At 60.0% G+C, this 17973-nt stretch carries 14 protein-coding genes and 2 tRNA genes; 4 read left to right on the top strand and 12 right to left on the bottom strand.

The window, feature by feature from the left end:
• Positions 1-135 precede the first annotated feature (135 nt).
• The 7 genes from dnaB to rnr all read right to left on the bottom strand — a co-directional run bounded on the left by dnaB (position 136) and on the right by rnr (position 7415).
• Entirely contained in the window at positions 136-1533 is a 1398-nt protein-coding gene (gene dnaB, locus KGA88_RS20450) for a replicative DNA helicase (protein WP_110661047.1), read from the bottom strand.
• A 120-nt stretch (positions 1534-1653) separates the two neighbouring features.
• Positions 1654-2100: a 50S ribosomal protein L9 gene (rplI, locus tag KGA88_RS20445; protein ID WP_007973276.1), complete on the bottom strand. Its 447-nt coding sequence runs from the start codon at positions 2098-2100 to the stop codon at positions 1654-1656.
• A 19-nt stretch (positions 2101-2119) separates the two neighbouring features.
• On the bottom strand, positions 2120-3013 hold the full coding sequence (locus KGA88_RS20440; RefSeq protein WP_223593923.1) for a hypothetical protein: 894 nt from the start codon (positions 3011-3013) through the stop codon (positions 2120-2122).
• A gap of 36 nt (positions 3014-3049) precedes the next feature.
• Positions 3050-3280: a 30S ribosomal protein S18 gene (rpsR, locus tag KGA88_RS20435; protein ID WP_002551829.1), complete on the bottom strand. Its 231-nt coding sequence runs from the start codon at positions 3278-3280 to the stop codon at positions 3050-3052.
• A 28-nt stretch (positions 3281-3308) separates the two neighbouring features.
• On the bottom strand, positions 3309-3731 hold the full coding sequence (rpsF, locus tag KGA88_RS20430; RefSeq protein ID WP_008048087.1) for a 30S ribosomal protein S6: 423 nt from the start codon (positions 3729-3731) through the stop codon (positions 3309-3311).
• Positions 3732-4014: 283 nt separating this feature from the next.
• Positions 4015-4782, bottom strand: coding sequence for a 23S rRNA (guanosine(2251)-2'-O)-methyltransferase RlmB (gene rlmB, locus KGA88_RS20425; protein WP_108218424.1), 768 nt, complete (start codon positions 4780-4782; stop codon positions 4015-4017).
• Entirely contained in the window at positions 4779-7415 is a 2637-nt protein-coding gene (rnr, locus tag KGA88_RS20420) for a ribonuclease R (RefSeq protein WP_110661044.1), read from the bottom strand. The genes rlmB and rnr overlap by 4 nt, the downstream gene beginning before the upstream one ends.
• Before the next feature lie 225 nt (positions 7416-7640).
• Between rnr and KGA88_RS20415 the strand changes: the two genes are divergently transcribed.
• From KGA88_RS20415 to KGA88_RS20400, 4 genes are all read left to right on the top strand, one after another.
• A tRNA-Leu gene (locus KGA88_RS20415) sits at positions 7641-7727 on the top strand.
• Positions 7728-7895: 168 nt separating this feature from the next.
• Positions 7896-7982: transfer RNA gene (locus KGA88_RS20410), tRNA-Leu, on the top strand.
• A gap of 339 nt (positions 7983-8321) precedes the next feature.
• A complete protein-coding gene (locus KGA88_RS20405) occupies positions 8322-9332 on the top strand; it encodes an extracellular solute-binding protein (protein ID WP_223593921.1) in 1011 nt (336 codons plus the stop codon).
• Positions 9332-10888: an ABC transporter permease gene (locus KGA88_RS20400; protein WP_223593918.1), complete on the top strand. Its 1557-nt coding sequence runs from the start codon at positions 9332-9334 to the stop codon at positions 10886-10888. Before KGA88_RS20405 ends, KGA88_RS20400 begins: the two co-directional genes overlap by 1 nt.
• 92 nt (positions 10889-10980) lie before the next feature.
• Here KGA88_RS20400 and KGA88_RS20395 read toward each other — a convergent pair whose 3' ends face one another.
• The 5 genes from KGA88_RS20395 to hflK all read right to left on the bottom strand — a co-directional run bounded on the left by KGA88_RS20395 (position 10981) and on the right by hflK (position 17939).
• A complete protein-coding gene (locus tag KGA88_RS20395) occupies positions 10981-12915 on the bottom strand; it encodes a methyl-accepting chemotaxis protein (protein WP_223593917.1) in 1935 nt (644 codons plus the stop codon).
• Positions 12916-13053: 138 nt separating this feature from the next.
• Positions 13054-14343, bottom strand: a complete 1290-nt coding sequence (locus KGA88_RS20390; protein ID WP_110657998.1) for an adenylosuccinate synthase — start codon at positions 14341-14343, stop codon at positions 13054-13056.
• A gap of 54 nt (positions 14344-14397) precedes the next feature.
• The gene (locus tag KGA88_RS20385) at positions 14398-15585 is read right to left on the bottom strand and encodes an ATP phosphoribosyltransferase regulatory subunit (protein ID WP_008048076.1); all 1188 of its coding nucleotides are present in this window, start codon (positions 15583-15585) and stop codon (positions 14398-14400) included.
• A gap of 309 nt (positions 15586-15894) precedes the next feature.
• A complete protein-coding gene (gene hflC / locus KGA88_RS20380; protein WP_056725458.1) occupies positions 15895-16764 on the bottom strand; it encodes a protease modulator HflC in 870 nt (289 codons plus the stop codon).
• The gene (gene hflK / locus KGA88_RS20375) at positions 16764-17939 is read right to left on the bottom strand and encodes an FtsH protease activity modulator HflK (RefSeq protein WP_110658000.1); all 1176 of its coding nucleotides are present in this window, start codon (positions 17937-17939) and stop codon (positions 16764-16766) included. The genes hflC and hflK overlap by 1 nt, the downstream gene beginning before the upstream one ends.
• Between the last annotated feature and the right edge of the window lie 34 nt (positions 17940-17973).

The following is a 17973-nucleotide window of genomic DNA, read 5'->3' as shown; positions in this document are numbered from 1 at the left end:
TGCCCCCGTTCGGCTGCGAAGCAGTCGTAAATCAGCCAACTCGTTTCATCTGGAGAATGGCGACCGCAGGCTTTGGGGTCGCTTCGCAACCCAACGGGGGCAAGCCCCCTCACCACAGAGGCCCTGCATCAACAGTTACTCGTCGTCATCGAAGTTATAGCTACCCGGCGCCAGGTTCTCGAAGCGGGTGTACTTACCGATGAACGCCAGGCGGATAAAGCCGATCGGGCCGTTCCGCTGCTTGCCGATGATGATTTCGGCAATGCCCTTGTGCTCGGTTTCCGGGTGATACACCTCGTCGCGGTAAACGAACATGATCACGTCGGCATCCTGCTCGATGGCTCCGGATTCCCGGAGGTCGGAGTTGATCGGCCGTTTGTTCGGCCGCTGCTCGAGGGAGCGGTTGAGCTGGGACAGCGCCACCACCGGGCAGTTGAATTCCTTGGCCAAGGCTTTCAAGGAACGCGAGATTTCAGAAATCTCGTTGGTTCGGTTGTCGCCGCCGGAACCTGGAATCTGCATCAATTGGAGGTAGTCGATCATGATCAGGCCGATCTCACCATGCTCACGCGCCAGACGCCGGGTCCGCGCACGCATTTCCGACGGGCTGATACCGGCGGTGTCGTCGATGAACAGCTTGCGGTCATTGAGCAGGTTGACCGCCGAAGTCAGGCGCGGCCAGTCGTCATCTTCCAGCTGACCGGAACGCACCTTGGTCTGGTCGATCCGACCGAGGGACGACAGCATACGCATGACCAGCGATTCGCCTGGCATCTCGAGGGAATACACCAGAACGGCCTTGTCGCTGCGCAGTACGGCGTTTTCCACCAGGTTCATCGCGAAGGTGGTTTTACCCATCGACGGACGACCGGCGACGATGATCAAGTCAGCCGGCTGCAGGCCGCTGGTCTTCTCATCAAGATCGGTGTAGCCAGTGGACAGGCCGGTAATGGCGTTGTCAGTGTTGAACAGCGTGTCGATGCGATCGATGGCCTTGGTCAACAGGTCGTTGACGCCCACCGGGCCACCGGTTTTCGGCCGGGCCTCGGCAATCGCGAAGATCTGGCGCTCGGCTTCATCGAGGATCTCCTCGGCAGTGCGACCTTCCGGGTTGAAGGCGCTGTCAGCGATCTCGGTGCTGATGCCGATCAGTTGGCGCAACGTCGCGCGCTGACGGACGATCTGCGCATAGGCCTTGATGTTAGCGACCGACGGGGTGTTTTTCGCCAGCTCGCCGAGGTAACCGAGGCCGCCAACTTGCGACGTCTGACCTTCCTTGTCCAGTTGCTCGGACAGGGTCACGACGTCGATCGGCATGTTCTGATCGGCCAGCTTGGCGATCGCACGGAAAATCAGACGGTGGTCATGTCTATAGAAATCGCCGTCGGAGACTTGATCGAGCACGCGCTCCCAGGCGTTGTTGTCCAGCATCAGACCACCGAGTACAGCCTGTTCGGCCTCGATGGAATGCGGCGGCACTTTCAGCGCGGCGGTTTGCAGATCGTATTGCTCAGGAGCGGAGATTTCGTTCATGGCCACTTGGAATCAGATGTAAAAACGGGGATGCCAGAAAGACAAAGGGCACGACCTGTAAACAGGATCGTGCCCGATGTTACCGGCTAGCACCCGAGGGTGCCAGCCGACAAGTGCTGCTTAAGCTGCTACCACGACAACGCGTACGGTGGCTTCAACTTCGGCGTGCAGGTGCACGGCTACGTCGAATTCGCCTACGTTGCGGATGGTGCCGTTCGGCAGACGAACTTCGCTCTTCTGCACTTCAACGCCGGAGGCGGTCAGTGCGTCAGCGATGTCGTGAGTACCGATCGAACCGAACAGCTTGCCTTCGTCGCCAGCGGTGGCAGTGATGGTCACTTCCAGCTCGGCCAGTTGGGCAGCGCGGCTTTCAGCCGATGCTTTGCGATCTGCTGCAGCTTTTTCCAGCTCAGCGCGACGCTCTTCGAACGCAGCCAGGTTGGCTGGGGTCGCAGCGGTAGCTTTGCCGTAAGGCAGCAGGTAGTTACGACCGTAACCAGCCTTAACGTTCACTTTGTCACCCAGGTTGCCCAGGTTGGTGACTTTTTCCAGAAGGATCAGTTGCATGTGAAAATCCTCTTAACTTTTAACCTTCACCGTTCGCGTTATCGGCATCTTTCGGTGCCGAACGACCGCGAAAATCAATCAGGCTGTCGACGATGGCCAGGACCACCAGCAACGGATAGATCAGTTGCATGAACAGCAACAGCGTCACGTACAACCCCACCAGCCAGAACCTGGCCAGTCGCTTCTGCGCCACCAGCCCGTGAATCAGGGCCAGCCCGGCGAACACAAGCGGTACACTGCACAACGGCGTCAACATGGCCATCTGTGAACCGAGATTCGGCCCCAGAAGCATGCACGCCAGCAGCAACATCGCCGGCAACAGCGGGAAGCGGATGGCGCGAAACTCGCGACCAAAACCGCCCGGGTTATACAACAACGCCTGCCAGTAGCGCCCGACAAGCAGGCTCAGCAAGCTGACGATTTGCAACAACGCCGCAATCAGGCCGGTCAGGACCGGTGCAATCAGGGACGCGAAACGCGCTTGTTCGTCTACCGACAACTTCTGGTAGACATCGCCGAGTAGCGACGGCATGACCTTGATCAAAGCCTGCGCCAGCATCTCGATCTGGGGAGCAAAAGCTGTCCCCAACACCACTGAAAACACCACTCCCATCGCTATGCTGACCAGCAGCACGCGGTTCCAGGACTCGCTTGCGCGCAAAACCAACGCAAGGCTCGCAGACCCCAGCAGCACCAGAAGTGCCCGTGGGTCGTCGGAGTAAAGCCACCAGATCAATGCCGGCAGCAGTCCCAGAGCAAGAACGCCCAGGGCGTCCTTCAATCCGCGCCGCAGGAGCACAAGGCATCCGGCGGCAGCACCCAACCAATACAACAACGGCAATGCCGCACATCCAGCCACTACCAGAGTGGCCTGCATACGGCCCCGCATGATGAACTCAGCTAAGGCACGCATACATTCAATCCTTTGCTACGTGTCGACTGCCCGGTCTCAGCGGCCGTGGCTGTCGGTGTAGGCCAGCAGGGCCAGGAAGCGGGCGCGCTTGATAGCGGTGGCCAGCTGACGCTGATAACGAGCTTTGGTACCGGTGATGCGGCTTGGAACAATTTTGCCGGTCTCGGATACGTAGGCTTTCAGAGTGTTGAGATCTTTGTAATCGATCTCTTTCACGTCTTCAGCGGTGAAGCGGCAGAATTTACGACGACGGAAGAAACGTGCCATTTGATAGGCTCCTTAAAAGGTCCGTGGATTACTCGTCAGCGTTATCGCTGTTGTCGCTGTCATCACTATCAGCGCTTTCAGCGCCTTCGTGCTCAGGACGGTCGCGACGCTCACGGCGCTCACTGCGGTTTTCTTCAGCCTTGAGCATCTCGGACTGGCCGGTAACGGCTTCGTCGCGACGGATGACCAGGTTACGGATCACTGCATCGTTGTAGCGGAAGTTGTCTTCCAGCTCGGCCAGGGCCTTGCCAGTGCACTCAACGTTCAGCATCACGTAGTGAGCCTTGTGAACATTGTTGATTGCGTAGGCCAGTTGACGACGGCCCCAATCTTCCAGACGGTGGATTTTGCCGCCGTCTTCTTCGATCAGCTTGGTGTAACGCTCAACCATGCCGCCGACTTGCTCGCTTTGATCCGGGTGGACCAAAAAGATGATTTCGTAATGACGCATGAATGCTCCTTACGGGTTGTAGCCTGCCGCTCAAAAGCGGTCAGACAAGGAGTGAATGACACTTATGGACTTGCGGACGCTAGACACGTTGGTGCCTGCCATCACAGCAAGGGGCGCAATTGTAGAGAAGGGGCGAGGGAGGCGCAAGGTAATTGGCGATTATTTGAACAGCCACCATTTACCACACCCCGTAGGAGCCGGCTTGCTGGCGATCGATGCGATTGGGTATGTCAGACACACCGAGGTGCATGGATCGCCAGCAAGCCGGCTCCTACAGGCTGGGTCAGGGCTTCTTGGCAGCAGCCTTGGCTTTGACACTGCGCTGGCGCTGCGCTTCGAACAGGCAGACACCGGTTGCAACAGAAACGTTGAGACTGCTGACGCTACCGGCCATCGGCAGGTTCACCAGGTAGTCGCAATGCTCGCGGGTCAGGCGACGCATGCCTTTGCCTTCGGCACCCATGATCAGGATGGTCGGGCCGGTCAGATCCTGGTCATACAGGCTGACTTCAGCTTCACCGGCCGTACCGACCACCCACAAACCACGCTGCTGGAGCTTTTCCAGGGTGCGCGCCAGGTTGGTCACGGCAACCAGCGGAATCACTTCCGCCGCGCCGCAGGCAATTTTTCGTACAACCGGAGTCAGGGTCGCCGACTTGTCCTTCGGCACGATCACTGCCAGCGCACCCGCCGCATCGGCGGAACGCAGGCAGGCGCCGAGGTTATGCGGATCGGTCACGCCATCGAGCACCAGCAACAACGGCGCGCCGTCGGTGCGATCGAGCAACTCGTCGAGCATCGCCTCGCCCCAGACCTGGCTCGGACTCACGTCCGCGACCACACCCTGGTGCACGCCTTCAACCCAGGCGTCCATTTCGCGACGCTCGGCCTGGCCGACCTGGACCCGGTTTTCGTTGGCCAGCTCGATCAGCGTCTGGACCCGAGGATCATTGCGGCCTTCGGCCAGCCAGATCTGCTTCACGCGTTTCGGGTGATGACGCAACAACGCTTCTACAGCATGGACACCGTAGATCTTTTCCAACTGACTCATGGCTTGGCCTTAGGTTTACGCGCCCCGCCACTCTTGGCTGGAGCCGAGCCCGCTTTTGGCGGGCCTTTACGATGTTTGCTCGGTTTGGCTGGCTTGCCGCCGACGGCCTTGTCAGGCGTCGACCGACTGGTCTTTCCCCCAGACGCCGCTTTACCGCCGCTTTTCGCACCGGCCAGCAACGCCTGTTTCATTTCACGACTCTTGCGCACTTCGGCGTTTTTCGCCGCCGCATCGCTCGGGCGATAGGCTTCTGCAGCCTTTTCCTTGGCAGGACGACGACCGGTTTTCGCCGGGGCCGGCTCTGCTTCCGATTTTTTGGAAGACGCCGCAGGTGCTGCGGTTTCAGTACCACGTTTCTTGCGACCGATCGGCGCGCTGATGGTTGTTTCAGCCATCTCGAAGTCGATCTTGCGTTCGTCGAGGTCGACGCGCATGACCCGCACTTCCACGGTGTCGCCCAAGCGGAAGCTACGACCGGTACGCTCACCGGCCAGGCGGTGGTGCACAGGGTCGAAGTGGTAGTAATCGCCCGGCAGCGCGGTGACGTGCACCAGGCCTTCGACGTAGATATCGGTCAGCTCGACGAACAGACCAAAACCGGTCACGGCGGTGATCACACCCGGGAACGATTCGCCCACGCGATCCTTCATGAACTCGCACTTGAGCCAGTTCACTACGTCGCGGGTTGCTTCGTCAGCACGGCGCTCGCTCATCGAGCACTGCTCGCCGAGCTGCTCCAGGGCCGCTTCGTCGTACGGATAGATGCGTGCCTTCGGAATGGTCATCGCACCGGCACGGCGAACGTGCGGGGTGTCCTGCTTCGAATGGATCACGCTGCGAATCGCCCGGTGCGTGAGCAAGTCCGGGTAGCGACGGATCGGCGAAGTGAAGTGCGTGTACGCCTCGTAATTCAGGCCGAAGTGGCCCTGGTTATCGGCGCTGTACACCGCTTGGCTCAACGAACGCAGCATGACGGTCTGGATCAGGTGGAAATCCGGGCGATCCTTGATACCGGCCAGCAGAGCCTGGTAATCCTTTGGCGACGGGCCATCCTTGCCTTTGTGCAGGGACAGGCCGAGCTCGCCGAGGAACGCGCGCAGTTTTTCCAGACGCTCCGGTGGCGGACCATCGTGGACGCGATACAGCGCCGGGATTTCGTGCTTCTTCAGGAATTCAGCGGTGGCCACGTTGGCCGCCAGCATGCATTCCTCGATCAGCTTGTGCGCGTCGTTACGAATGGTCGGACGGATTTCAGCGATCTTGCGCTCGGAACCGAAGATAATCCGGGTTTCCTGAGTTTCGAAATCGATCGCGCCACGTACGTGACGGGCCGCCAGCAATACCTTGTACAGCGAGTACAGCTGCTTGAGGTGCGGTACGACGTCGGTGTACTCACCGCGCAGTTTGCGCGCCTCAGTGGCTTTCGGCGTTTCCAGCATCGCACTGACCTTGTTGTAGGTCAGGCGGGCATGGGAGTGGATCACCGCTTCGTAGAAGCAGTAGTCGGTCATTTCGCCGGATTTGGAGATGGTCATCTCACAAACCATGGCCAGGCGATCGACTTGCGGGTTCAGCGAGCACAAACCGTTGGACAGCTGCTCGGGCAGCATCGGAATCACGCGCTCGGGGAAGTACACCGAGTTGCCGCGAACCTGCGCTTCGGCATCCAGCGCCGAACCGAGTTTCACGTAGCTGGAGACGTCGGCAATCGCCACGTACAACTTCCAGCCACCGGAGAACAGGCGCAGCTTGCCCGGACGGGCTTCGCAGTAGACCGCGTCATCGAAGTCGCGGGCATCTTCGCCGTCGATGGTGACGAACGGCAGATGACGCAGGTCGATACGTTTCTCTTTGTCCTTCTCTTCGACTTCCGGCTTGAGCTTGCCGGCTTCCTTGAGCACGGCGTCAGGCCAGACGTGAGGAATGTCGTAGGTACGCAGGGCAACATCGATTTCCATGCCCGGCGCCATGTAGTTGCCCACGACCTCGACCACGTCGCCTTGCGGCTGGAAGCGTGGCGTCGGCCAGTGAGTGATCTTCACTTCGACGAACTGACCGATCTGCGCGTTGGCGTTACGACCCGGCGTGACCAGCACTTCCTGCTGGATCTTCGGGTTGTCGGCAACGACAAAACCGATGCCACCCTCTTCGAAGTAGCGGCCAACGATGGTTTCGTGAGCGCGGGACACCACCTCGACGATCATGCCTTCGCGGCGACCACGACGATCCAGGCCGGAAACACGGGCCAGGGCACGGTCACCGTCGAACACCAGGCGCATCTGCGCCGGGCTCATGAACAGGTCATCACTGCCATCGTCCGGCACCAGGAAGCCGAAGCCATCGCGGTGACCACTGATGCGGCCCAGGATCAGGTCGAGCTTGTCCACCGGCGCATAAGTGCCGCGACGGGTATAGATGAGTTGAGCATCGCGCTCCATGGCGCGCAGGCGGCGGCGCAGGGCTTCGATCTGGTCTTCTGTGGTCAGACCAAACTCTTCGACCAGTTGCTCGCGGTTAGCAGGCGAACCTCGATCAGCGAGGTGCTGAAGGATCAGTTCACGGCTAGGAATAGGGTTTTCATATTTTTCCGCTTCACGAGCGGCCTCGGGATCGAGGGACTGCCAATCGGCCATTAGAGAGTTTTCACCTTGTCTATATGCGGGTTAGTTTGGCATAGGCGTAATGAAACGGGAAATTTCAAGCTAAGACGACCCTTCTAAAGCCCTGTATCGACACTGCAAAGCTGTTTTGAAGACCACTGGCGAAATTTTCCAGGTTTTTTTGATTCCGGGGGTTTACAGTTAAAAAGACGCTCCGTATAGTGCGCGCCATCGACGACGGACAACGTTGCCGATACTGCCCAGATGGTGAAATTGGTAGACACGCCAGCTTCAGGTGCTGGTGACCGCAAGGTCGTGGAAGTTCGAGTCTTCTTCTGGGCACCAATTTCGAGCTTGAGATTAGATCAATTTCAAGGCTCACACAAAAACCCGCGAAAGCGGGTTTTTGCATTCTGGGCCACTGGTTTAATTAATTTTAAAATCAGGGGTTTACAGATCAAATTGCTCTCCGTATAGTTCGCCACATCAACAGCGGCAACGCTTGCGATGAATGCCCAGATGGTGAAATTGGTAGACACGCCAGCTTCAGGTGCTGGTGACCGCAAGGTCGTGGAAGTTCGAGTCTTCTTCTGGGCACCAATTCAAATTCAAGGTTACGACCTTGAGTTTCACAAAAACCCGCGAAAGCGGGTTTTTGCGTTTCCGGCATTCAAAAATGTTCGAACCACCACCATTCATGTGGCGAGGGGGCTTGCCCCCGTTCGGCTGCGAAGCAGTCGTAAACTCGGCAAATGCGGTGTAGTGAAGTATGCCCTGGGGCCGCTTCGCGACCCAACGGGGGCAAGCCCCCTCGCCACAATAGCCCTTCCATTTACCGAACCTACCAAACGCCCTTCAACATCGCAGCGCGCTTTTGAGAAATAATATCGTTTATCATTGTTGCAAGTTTTTGCAATGCGACAGTGAGGAACCCTGCGAATGATGTTTCGAAATACCCTGCGCCGCGGCTTGACCATCACCCTGCTCGGCCTGGCACTTGCCTCCCCCCTCACCCAAGCCGCCGACCCGGTTTCCCTGACGCTCTACAACGGCCAACACAAAGAAGTCGGTGACGCAGTCGCCAAAGCCTTCGAAGCCAAGACAGGCATCCACGTCAATGTGCGCAAAGGCAGTAGCAATCAGCTCGCCAGCCAGGTCGTCGAAGAAGGCGATCGCTCCCCTGCCGACGTGATCTACACCGAAGAATCGCCGCCACTGAACAAACTTGGCGAACAAGGCCTGCTGGCCAAGGCGGATGACGCCACGCTGGCCGTACTGCCCAAGGAATACGTCGCCAGCAATGGCACCTGGATTGGCGTGACGGCCCGGGTGCGCGTCGTCGCCTTCAACCCCAAGCTGATCGACGAAAAAGACCTGCCGACGTCGGTGATGGATTTCTCCGATCCAAAATGGCAAGGCAAGGTCGGCTTTGTGCCCACCAGTGGCGCCTTCCAGGAACAAGCCGTCGCCATCATCAAAGTGCACGGCATGGACGCTGCCGAAGAATGGCTGACCGGGCTGCGCGCATTCGGCAAAACCTACAGCAACAACATGGTCGCGCTCAAAGCCGTGGAAAATGGCGAAGTGGCCACCGTGCTGGTCAACAACTACTACTGGTTCGCCTTGCAGCGTGAAAAAGGCCAGCTCGATTCGAAATTGCATTATTTCACCGGTGGCGACGTCGGCGGGCTGATCACCGTTTCCAGCGCAGCGGTGCTGAAATCCAGCAAACACCCAATAGAAGCCCAGCAATTGCTCGCCTACATGGCCAGCGAGGAAGGCCAGCGCGTGATCACCCAGACCACCGCCGAATACCCGCTGCACAAAGGCATGGAATCTGATCGCGGACTCAAGCCATTCAGCGAGCTGGAAGCACCGAAAGTCACACCAGCCGACCTGGGCAATGCCGAAGAAGCCCTGGACCTGGAACGTGATGTTGGCCTGAACTGATGAGCGCATCGCTTTCCACGTATGGCGGGTACGTGCCGCGGCGCAAGCGGCCGTCGATCTGGCTGGTCCTGCCGGTATTGCTACTGGTAGTGCTCAGTTTGCTGCCGCTGGCCTATGTCGGGCTCAAGGCCTGGCAAGCAGGCTGGGCCGAGGCGCTGCATTTGCTGTGGCGCCCCTACGTGTTCGGGCTCCTGCGCAACACCCTGGCGCTGATGGTCGGCGTGACGCTGGCCTGCGGCGTGATCGGCCTGTCGCTGGCGTGGCTGCTGGAGCGCAGCAATCTGCCGGGGCGGCGCTTGTGGGGCGTGATCCTGTGCCTGCCCTTCGCCGTACCGGCGTTTGTCAGCAGTTTTACCTGGGTTTCCTTGAGTGCTCATTTCGAAGGGCTCGGCGGGGCAATTCTGGTGATGACACTCTCTAAATACCCGCTGATTTTCCTGCCCGTGGCGGCGACCCTGCGCAATCTCGACCCCTCACTGGAAGAGTCAGCGCGCACGCTGGGACAGAACCGCTGGGGCGTGTTTTTCAAGGTCACCCTGCCCCTGCTCTGGCCGTCGCTGCTCGCCGGTTCTTTGCTGATTGCCCTGCACATGCTGGTGGAGTTCGGCGCGCTGTCGATCATCGGCCTGCAAACCTTCACCACCGCGATCTATCAACAGTTCGAGCTGGAGTTCAGCAATGCCAATGCGGCGATGCTCTCCGCCGTGCTGCTGATGCTGTGTCTGGCGCTGCTGTGGCTGGAGCTGCGCGTGCGCGGCAAGGGTCGACACGTGCGCACTGGCCAGGGTGCCGCGCGACAAGCGGAGCAGGTTCGATTGGGGCCGTGGGCCGTGGCGGGACAGCTTTATTGCCTGCTGCTGGCAGTCATCGGCAGCGGGATTCCGCTGGGCATGCTGGCGTACTGGTTGGCGGTGGGATCGTCGGCGGCCTTTCCGGTGGCGGCAATCGGCGAAGCATTGCTGTCATCCCTCGCACTGTCGCTGGGTGGCGCTGCGGTTTGCCTGGTGCTGGCGGTGCCGGTCGGCCTGCTGGTCGTGCGCTACAAAGGTCAACTGGCGATCTGGGCCGAGCGCTTGCCGTACTTGCTACATGCCCTGCCGGGCCTGGTCATTGCCCTGACCCTGGTGTATTTCGCCCTGCACTATGTGCCGATGCTGTACCAGACTTCGGCACTGTTGCTGATCGCCTACGCCCTGCTGTTTCTGCCGCTGGCGCAGGCACCGATCCGCACCGCCCTGAACAAGGCGGCACCGCAACTTGAGGAGGCGGCACGCACGCTGGGAGCCTCGTCATTCAGCGCGTTCTGCCGAGTGACACTGCCGATTATTTTCCCGGCGCTGGGAGCGGCTTTTGCCCTGGTGTTCCTGGATGCGATGAAGGAACTGACGGCGACCTTGCTGCTGAGCCCGACCGGGCTGAACACCCTGGCGACGGAAGTCTGGGCGCATACCGCGAATGTGGAGTTTGCGGCGGCGGCGCCTTATGCGGCGTTGTTGATAGTGGTGTCGGGGTTGCCGGTCTATTTGCTGACGACCCGGATGTATCTGAGCCGCTGACACCGCTTTCGCGAGCAAGCCTGCTCCCACAGGGAAACGCATTCCAATGTGGGAGCGGGCTTGCTCGCGAAGGGGCCGGCACAGACAACCGATCAGGCCCTGAACTGCCCCAGGCTCGCCTTCAACTGTGCAGCCAGACCATCGAGCACCTTGCCGCTCGCCGTGGTCGCCACGACAGCTTGCGCCGCTTTCTCGGCCTGGGCGTGAATGGTCTGGACCCGCCCCCGCACTGCCTGCGCGCCCTGCGCCTGATGTGCCGCAGCCTGGGTAGCCAGACCAATTGCCGCATGAACCTGTTCGACCGATGCCTGCACCGACTGCTGCAACCGCGCACTGTCGCGCAGCACCAGCAACCCCTCATTGGCCTGGCGCCCGGCCTGGCCAATTGCCGCCACCGCCTCACGCGCGCCTTGCTGCAGCGCAACGATGTGCGCCTGAATATCGCCGGTGGAACTCTGCGTCTTGCTCGCCAGCGCCCGAACCTCGTCGGCCACCACGGCAAACCCGCGCCCGGTCTCGCCGGCACGCGCCGCTTCAATAGCGGCGTTCAGCGCCAGCAAGTTGGTCTGCTCGGCGATGCCATGAATCACCGTCAATACCACCTCGATCTGTTCACTTTGCTGCGCCAGGCGCTCGATCACTTGCGCACCGGTATTGACCTGACCCGCCAGCTCCTCGATCAGACTGCCGACTTTCGCCGAGGTCCGGGTGTTTTCATCGGTGGCCTGGCGAATGTCCACGACCTGCTTCAGCGCCGCCTGCATGGCATGGCTTTCCGACTGCGCCTCATCGGCCATTTGCGACAGCGCGCGCAAACTCTCCGCCACCTCGTCACGCTGCATGCCCGCCGCCGCATCTGCACCGGCGTTGCGCAAGGTCATGGCGCCAATCTCGACACCGGTACGCTGAGCCACATCGCCCGCCTCGCGCACGATCGGCTGCAACTTATCCACAAAGCGATTGACCGCCGAGGCCATGTCGCCGATTTCATCCTTGCTGTTGATCTGCACACGCTTGGTCAGATCGCCCTCGCCCGCCGCCAGGTCATCCATGGCAACGATCAGCATTTTCAGGCGATTGACCACTCGGCGACCGAGCACCACCGCCAACAGCAGCAGGACACCAAAACCCACCACCGCCAGGCACACACCGATGCGCCAGCGCAAAGTCGCGGCCGCTTCCTGCACGGTGCTGGTGGTGTTGGCTTTCATTTCAGCCGCCGTGGACTGCGCTGACTGCAGGCGCGCACGCATGGCCGTCGCGCTGTCGGCCGCTGCGCCCTTGAGGCTGTCGCCGACCAGTTGATCGCTGCTGGCGATCAGGGCCGAGAAGCGCTTGTCGAGGGCCGCCAAGTCAGTCTCCACCGAAGCAGTCGAGACCCCCATCAGCACCTTGCCGATTTCCACGCCATTGGGGTTGATCGAAGCCTCGATGTAGAACACCGACGGATCGTTCTTCGCCGCATCCAGCACTTTGTCGAGCGCCCGCTCACCCTGGCCTTTTTCCAGCAGCGCCTTGTTGATCGGATTTTCCCGATTGAGGTAGCGCGTCAGGTGTTGACCGGTGGCGTCGTCATACACCACGAACAGCACATTGGGATTGCGCTGGGCCCGACGGGCGAATTCGGACAGTGTTGGAACATCGTTGTCCCACATGGCGCGGGGCGCGACCGAAGCCAGAAGCTGCGCCATATCGTTGGCGGAGTCCTTCAGGTCCTTTTCCAGGGTCGAACGCAATTGCGCCTGCTCTTCCTCAAGTCGCGAGGACAAACCGGCCGTAAGGCGCTGACGGGTACTGGTAGAGAGGCTGTCCAGACTGGACGTGACTTCGCGCCCTGCCTGCTCAAGCTCGGCAGAGAGCTTTTGGCTGTCCGCGCCCAGGCGCTTACCCAGATCGGCTTCCAGCGCGGTCACCGTGCTCCGGGTCAGAGCGACAGCTACCAGCACCTGCACCAAAAGGGCGATACCAAGGGTAACGAACACGGGCCGCAACAAACGGCTTTGTAACAGTGAGAGAACGGCCGACACTGTGAATCCCTCTGCTTGGACGCCATTAATTTGATGGCATTCTTTTGAGAAGATTTACAGCAAAGGTCATGCCGTCCTACAGACAAATACGACAAAGGCCCCGATTAAGGAGCCTTTGTGTTTTACATCAACGACTTATCAAGCAAACGGATGACGCAGAACGATGGTTTCGTTGCGATCCGGGCCCGTCGAAATAATGTCGATCGGCGCGCCGATCAGCTCTTCAACGCGCTTGATGTAAGCACGGGCGTTAGCCGGCAGCTCTTCCAGGGTTTTGGCACCCACGGTCGACTCGGTCCAGCCCGGCACTTCTTCGTACACTGGCTGCAGGCCTACGTAGCTGTCTGCATCAGTCGGGGCAACCGCATTACCTTGCGCATCCTTGTAGCCGACGCAGATGTTGATGGTTTCCAGACCGTCGAGTACGTCCAGCTTGGTCAGGCAGATGCCCGAGATGCTGTTCACATCGATAGCGCGACGCAGGATAACAGCGTCGAACCAGCCACAACGACGAGCACGGCCAGTAGTCGCGCCGAATTCGTGACCTTGTTTAGCCAGGTGCGCACCGACTTCGTCGAACAGCTCCGTCGGGAATGGACCCGAACCTACACGCGTGGTGTAAGCCTTGGTGATGCCCAGGATGTAGTCCAGGAACATCGGGCCAACACCCGAACCGGTAGCAACGCCGCCAGCGGTGGTGTTGGAGCTGGTCACGTACGGGTAGGTACCGTGGTCGATGTCCAGCAGGGAGCCTTGGGCGCCTTCGAACATGATGTCTTTGCCAGCGCGACGCAGGTCGTGCAGCTCGGCAGTCACGTCCAGCATCAGCGGCTTGAGCAGCTCAGCGTATTCCTTGCATTCGGCCAGGGTCTTGTCGAATTCGATGGCTGGCTCTTTGTAGTAACCCACCAGCATGAAGTTGTGGTAATCCACCAGTTCACGCAGTTTGTCTTCAAAGCGCGGCATGTTGAGCAGGTCGCCCACACGCAGGCCACGACGTGCGACCTTGTCTTCGTAGGCCGGGCCGATGCCGCGACCGGTGGTACCGATCTTCAGCTCGCCACGGGCCTTTTCACGGGCCTGGTCCAGCGCAACGTGGAAGGACAGGATCAGCGGGCAGGACGGGCTGATGCGCAGGCGCTCGCGCACCGGCACACCTTTTTCTTCCAACTTGGTGATCTCGCGCAGCAGGGCGTCAGGTGCAACCACCACACCGTTGCCGATCAGGCACTGCACGCCTTCGCGCAGCACGCCCGACGGGATCAGGTGCAAGACGGTTTTTTCGCCGTCGATCACCAGCGTGTGGCCAGCGTTGTGGCCACCCTGGTAGCGCACTACGGCGGCAGCATGTTCGGTCAGCAGATCAACGATCTTGCCTTTGCCCTCATCACCCCATTGGGTGCCCAGGACTACGACATTCTTACCCATAACACTTGTCCTCATTCGCGCAAACTTGGTGCCGGCGGCAGCCGGCAGGAAAACTCAAGAAGCCAGTGGCGATACTTGCCAAAGCCCGTTCTGCTGAATCAATTGCCGGTCGCAGTCCGCTTCACGGGCGGCGGCCAAAGGTTGTCCAGGCAAAGCCTGAACGACACGCTGACCCTCACTGCGCAACTGGCAAACCTGCTGCCAGAGTGCCGCATCCGTACTGTCAGGCATCCAGATACCGCCAGACGGTAGCTCGATCTCAGCACGCCCCAGGGTCACCAGGGTTTTCAAATCGGTAGAGAAGCCGGTTGCCGGACGGGCACGACCGAAGTCGGCGCCGATGTCGTCGTAACGACCGCCCTGGGCAATGGACTGGCCAACACCCGGCACGAACACGGCGAACACCACACCGGTGTGGTAGTGGTAGCCACGCAGCTCGCCCAGGTCGAAGTACAGCGGCAGTTCAGGGAAACGCACGGACAGCCGCTCGGCAATCGCCAGCAAGTCATCCAGCGCTGCCAGTACAGGGGCCGGCGCCTTGGCCAGACGCTCGCGGGCAGCGCTCAACACCTCACGACCACCACACAGGTCGACCAATGCACGCAACATGCCCGACAGATCGGCAGGCAAGCCTTCGGTCAAGGTAATGACCTCATCGATGGCCTTGCGTTGCAAGGCATCGAACAACTGCTGCTCGACTTCACCGGACAAACCAGCCGCACGGGCCAGGCCACGGTAGATGCCGACATGGCCGAGGTCCATGTGCACATCCGGCACATCGGCCAGTTGCAGCATGGCCAGCATCAGGCTGATGACTTCGACGTCGCTGCTCGGACTGCCGTCGCCGTACAACTCCGCACCCAATTGAATCGGGCTGCGCGAGGACGACAAGGCGCGAGGCTGGGCATGCAGCACGCTACCGGCATAGCACAGGCGGCTCGGACCTTCCCGACGCAGAGTATGCGCATCGATGCGCGCCACTTGCGGCGTGATGTCGGCACGGAAACCCATCTGCCGGCCCGATTGCGGGTCGATGACCTTGAAGGTGCGCAGATCCAGATCCTGGCCTGCGCCAGTCAGCAGGGATTCCAGGTACTCGATATGGGGAGTCACGACAAACTCGTAACCCCAGCTCTGGAACAGATCCAACACCTGACGACGCGCGACTTCAATACGCGCAGCTTCCGGTGGCAGTACTTCTTCGATGCCATCTGGCAGAAGCCAGCGGTCTACCGTTGCCATTACGCCTTCCCCTATCTCCGGGCAGCCAGCCTGTCGGCGAGCCTTGAGTGAAGCAGAAAATGATCGGCTTATGCACAAACCACGCGCATGAGCGACGAAGCGAAAAGCCTTTTACCGGCTTCGCCAACCACTTTCCTCGAAAAACTGTCGAGCCAATCGGCCCGGCATCTGCTCAAAAACAGCAATCAAACGTGCAGACGCAAAAAAGCCGGGAATTTCCCGGCTGCCGCATCATACACACGTTTTCCCAAAGGATCACCCCGCCAGAGCTTTTAGCCGCCCGGCGGAGTGATTCAGGTCAACGCCGTATCAAGGCTTGGCTTTTTCCAGGTAGTGGAAGAAGTCGCTGCTTGGGTCGAGGACCAATACGTCGGATTTGTTCGCGAAGCTTTCACGGTAGGCACGCAGGCTACGGTAGAACGCGTAGAACTCCTGATCCTGACCGTAGGCCTTGGAGTAGATCGCAGCGGCCTGGGCATCGCCATCACCGCGAACCTCTTCGGATTCACGATAGGCTTCAGCCAGCAGCACGCGGCGTTGACGATCGGCGTCGGCACGGATGCCTTCGGCCAGCTCGTTACCCTTGGCGCGGTGCTCGCGAGCTTCACGCTCACGCTCGGTGCTCATACGCTCGAACACACTGCGGTTGACTTCTTTCGGCAGGTCGATGGTCTTGACCCGGACATCGACAACTTCGATACCCAACTCTTTCTCGGCCATCTTGTTCAGCGAAGCCGTGATATCCGCCATCAGCGCATCGCGCTCACCGGAAACCACTTCGTGCAGGGTGCGCTTACCAAACTGGTCACGCAGGCCCGACTCCAGGCGACGGGACAAACGCTCGTCGGCAATCTGCTTGAGGCCGGAAGTCGCGGTGTAGTAACGCTCTGCGTCCTTCACGCGCCACTTGGCGTAGGCATCGACCATCACGGCTTTCTTTTCCAGCGTCAGGAAGCGTTGTGTCGGTGCATCCAGCGTCATCAGGCGTGCGTCGAATTTACGCACCTGGTTAACGTAAGGCACTTTCACATGCAGGCCTGGCTGAACATCGGTCTGGACCACGCGACCGAACTGCAGCAACACCGCACGCTCGGTCTGAGCCACGATGTAGAAGCAGTTCCAGGCAGCGATCGCCACGACGACGCCGACAATAAGGGCGATCAGCGATTTATTGCTCATCAGCGACTCTCCCTGGTACGTGCTTGCTGTTGCTGCAGATCTGCTGCCGCACGCGCATTCGCTTCATTGCTGCTGGCTGCTGCGCCGGTCACCGGAGTGCTGGTGCTGCGACCACTTTCGACCATCTTGTCCAGCGGCAGGTACAGCAGGTTGCTCTGGCCGTTCTTGTTGCCGGTCACGAGTACCTTGCTGGTATTGCTGAAGACTTCCTGCATGGTGTCCAGGTACAGACGCTGGCGGGTGACTTCAGGCGCCTTGCGGTACTCGGCGACCAGCTTGGTGAAGCGATCGGCTTCACCCTTGGCGCGCGAGACGGTCTCGTCACGGTAACCATTGGCATCCTCGAGGATGCGCTGGGCCTGACCACGGGCTTCCGGCACGACACCGTTGGCATAGGTTTCAGCCTGGTTACGCGAACGCTGCTCGTCTTCCCGGGCACGGATCACGTCATCGAAGGCTTCCTGGACTTCGCGCGGTGCCGCTGCGCTCTGTACGTTGACCTGGGTGACAGTGATGCCGGTGCGATAGGTATCCATGAAGCGTTGCAGACGCTCCTTGATCTCACTGGCCATCAATTCACGACCTTCGGTCAGTACCTGGTCCATCGCGGTGGAACCCACCACATGGCGCAAGGCGCTGTCGGTCGCGTGCTGCAGGCTGATTTCCGGCTGATCGACGCTCAGCACGAAATCCTGCAGGTTGCTGATCTTGTACTGCACGGTCAGCGGCACTTCGACGATGTTCTCGTCTTCAGTCAGCATCTGGCCCTGCTTGGTGTAGGCACGCTCGCGCGTGACGTTTTCCATGTACTTCTTGTCGATCGGCGGGAAGTAGATATTCAGGCCTGGACCCACGGTTTCGTAGTACTTGCCGAAGCGCAGCACCACGGCTTGCTCCTGCTCGTCGACGACATAAACCGCGCTGTACAGCCAAACGGCGGCGAGAACGACCAGGCCGATGCCGAGCAGGCCGCCAAAGCCGCCACTCTTGCCCGGACCACCGCCGTCGTCGCCACCACGCTTCTTACCACCACCGAACAAACCGTTCAGGCTTTCCTGCAGCTTTCGGAAGGCCTCGTCGAGATCCGGTGGCCCCTTGCGGTCGCCGTTGTTACGACGCTTGCCACCCCAAGGATCCTGATTATTCGAGTTGCCACCCGGCTCATTCCAAGCCATAGCGCTCTCCATCTGATAAAGCAAAGACGCACCC

Source organism: Pseudomonas sp. A-R-19 (genome assembly GCF_019956575.1).
GTDB lineage: Bacteria > Pseudomonadota > Gammaproteobacteria > Pseudomonadales > Pseudomonadaceae > Aquipseudomonas.
This window is presented reverse-complemented; position numbering and strand designations above follow the sequence as displayed.

Coding starts and splice junctions, on each gene's coding strand:
- dnaB (WP_110661047.1), bottom strand. CDS start 1,533: ATGAACGAAATCTCCGCTCCTGAGCAATACGATCTGCAAACCGCCGCG.
- rplI (WP_007973276.1), bottom strand. CDS start 2,100: ATGCAACTGATCCTTCTGGAAAAAGTCACCAACCTGGGCAACCTGGGT.
- KGA88_RS20440 (WP_223593923.1), bottom strand. CDS start 3,013: ATGCGTGCCTTAGCTGAGTTCATCATGCGGGGCCGTATGCAGGCCACT.
- rpsR (WP_002551829.1), bottom strand. CDS start 3,280: ATGGCACGTTTCTTCCGTCGTCGTAAATTCTGCCGCTTCACCGCTGAA.
- rpsF (WP_008048087.1), bottom strand. CDS start 3,731: ATGCGTCATTACGAAATCATCTTTTTGGTCCACCCGGATCAAAGCGAG.
- rlmB (WP_108218424.1), bottom strand. CDS start 4,782: ATGAGTCAGTTGGAAAAGATCTACGGTGTCCATGCTGTAGAAGCGTTG.
- rnr (WP_110661044.1), bottom strand. CDS start 7,415: ATGGCCGATTGGCAGTCCCTCGATCCCGAGGCCGCTCGTGAAGCGGAA.
- KGA88_RS20405 (WP_223593921.1), top strand. CDS start 8,322: ATGATGTTTCGAAATACCCTGCGCCGCGGCTTGACCATCACCCTGCTC.
- KGA88_RS20400 (WP_223593918.1), top strand. CDS start 9,332: ATGAGCGCATCGCTTTCCACGTATGGCGGGTACGTGCCGCGGCGCAAG.
- KGA88_RS20390 (WP_110657998.1), bottom strand. CDS start 14,343: ATGGGTAAGAATGTCGTAGTCCTGGGCACCCAATGGGGTGATGAGGGC.
- KGA88_RS20385 (WP_008048076.1), bottom strand. CDS start 15,585: ATGGCAACGGTAGACCGCTGGCTTCTGCCAGATGGCATCGAAGAAGTA.
- hflC (WP_056725458.1), bottom strand. CDS start 16,764: ATGAGCAATAAATCGCTGATCGCCCTTATTGTCGGCGTCGTCGTGGCG.
- hflK (WP_110658000.1), bottom strand. CDS start 17,939: ATGGCTTGGAATGAGCCGGGTGGCAACTCGAATAATCAGGATCCTTGG.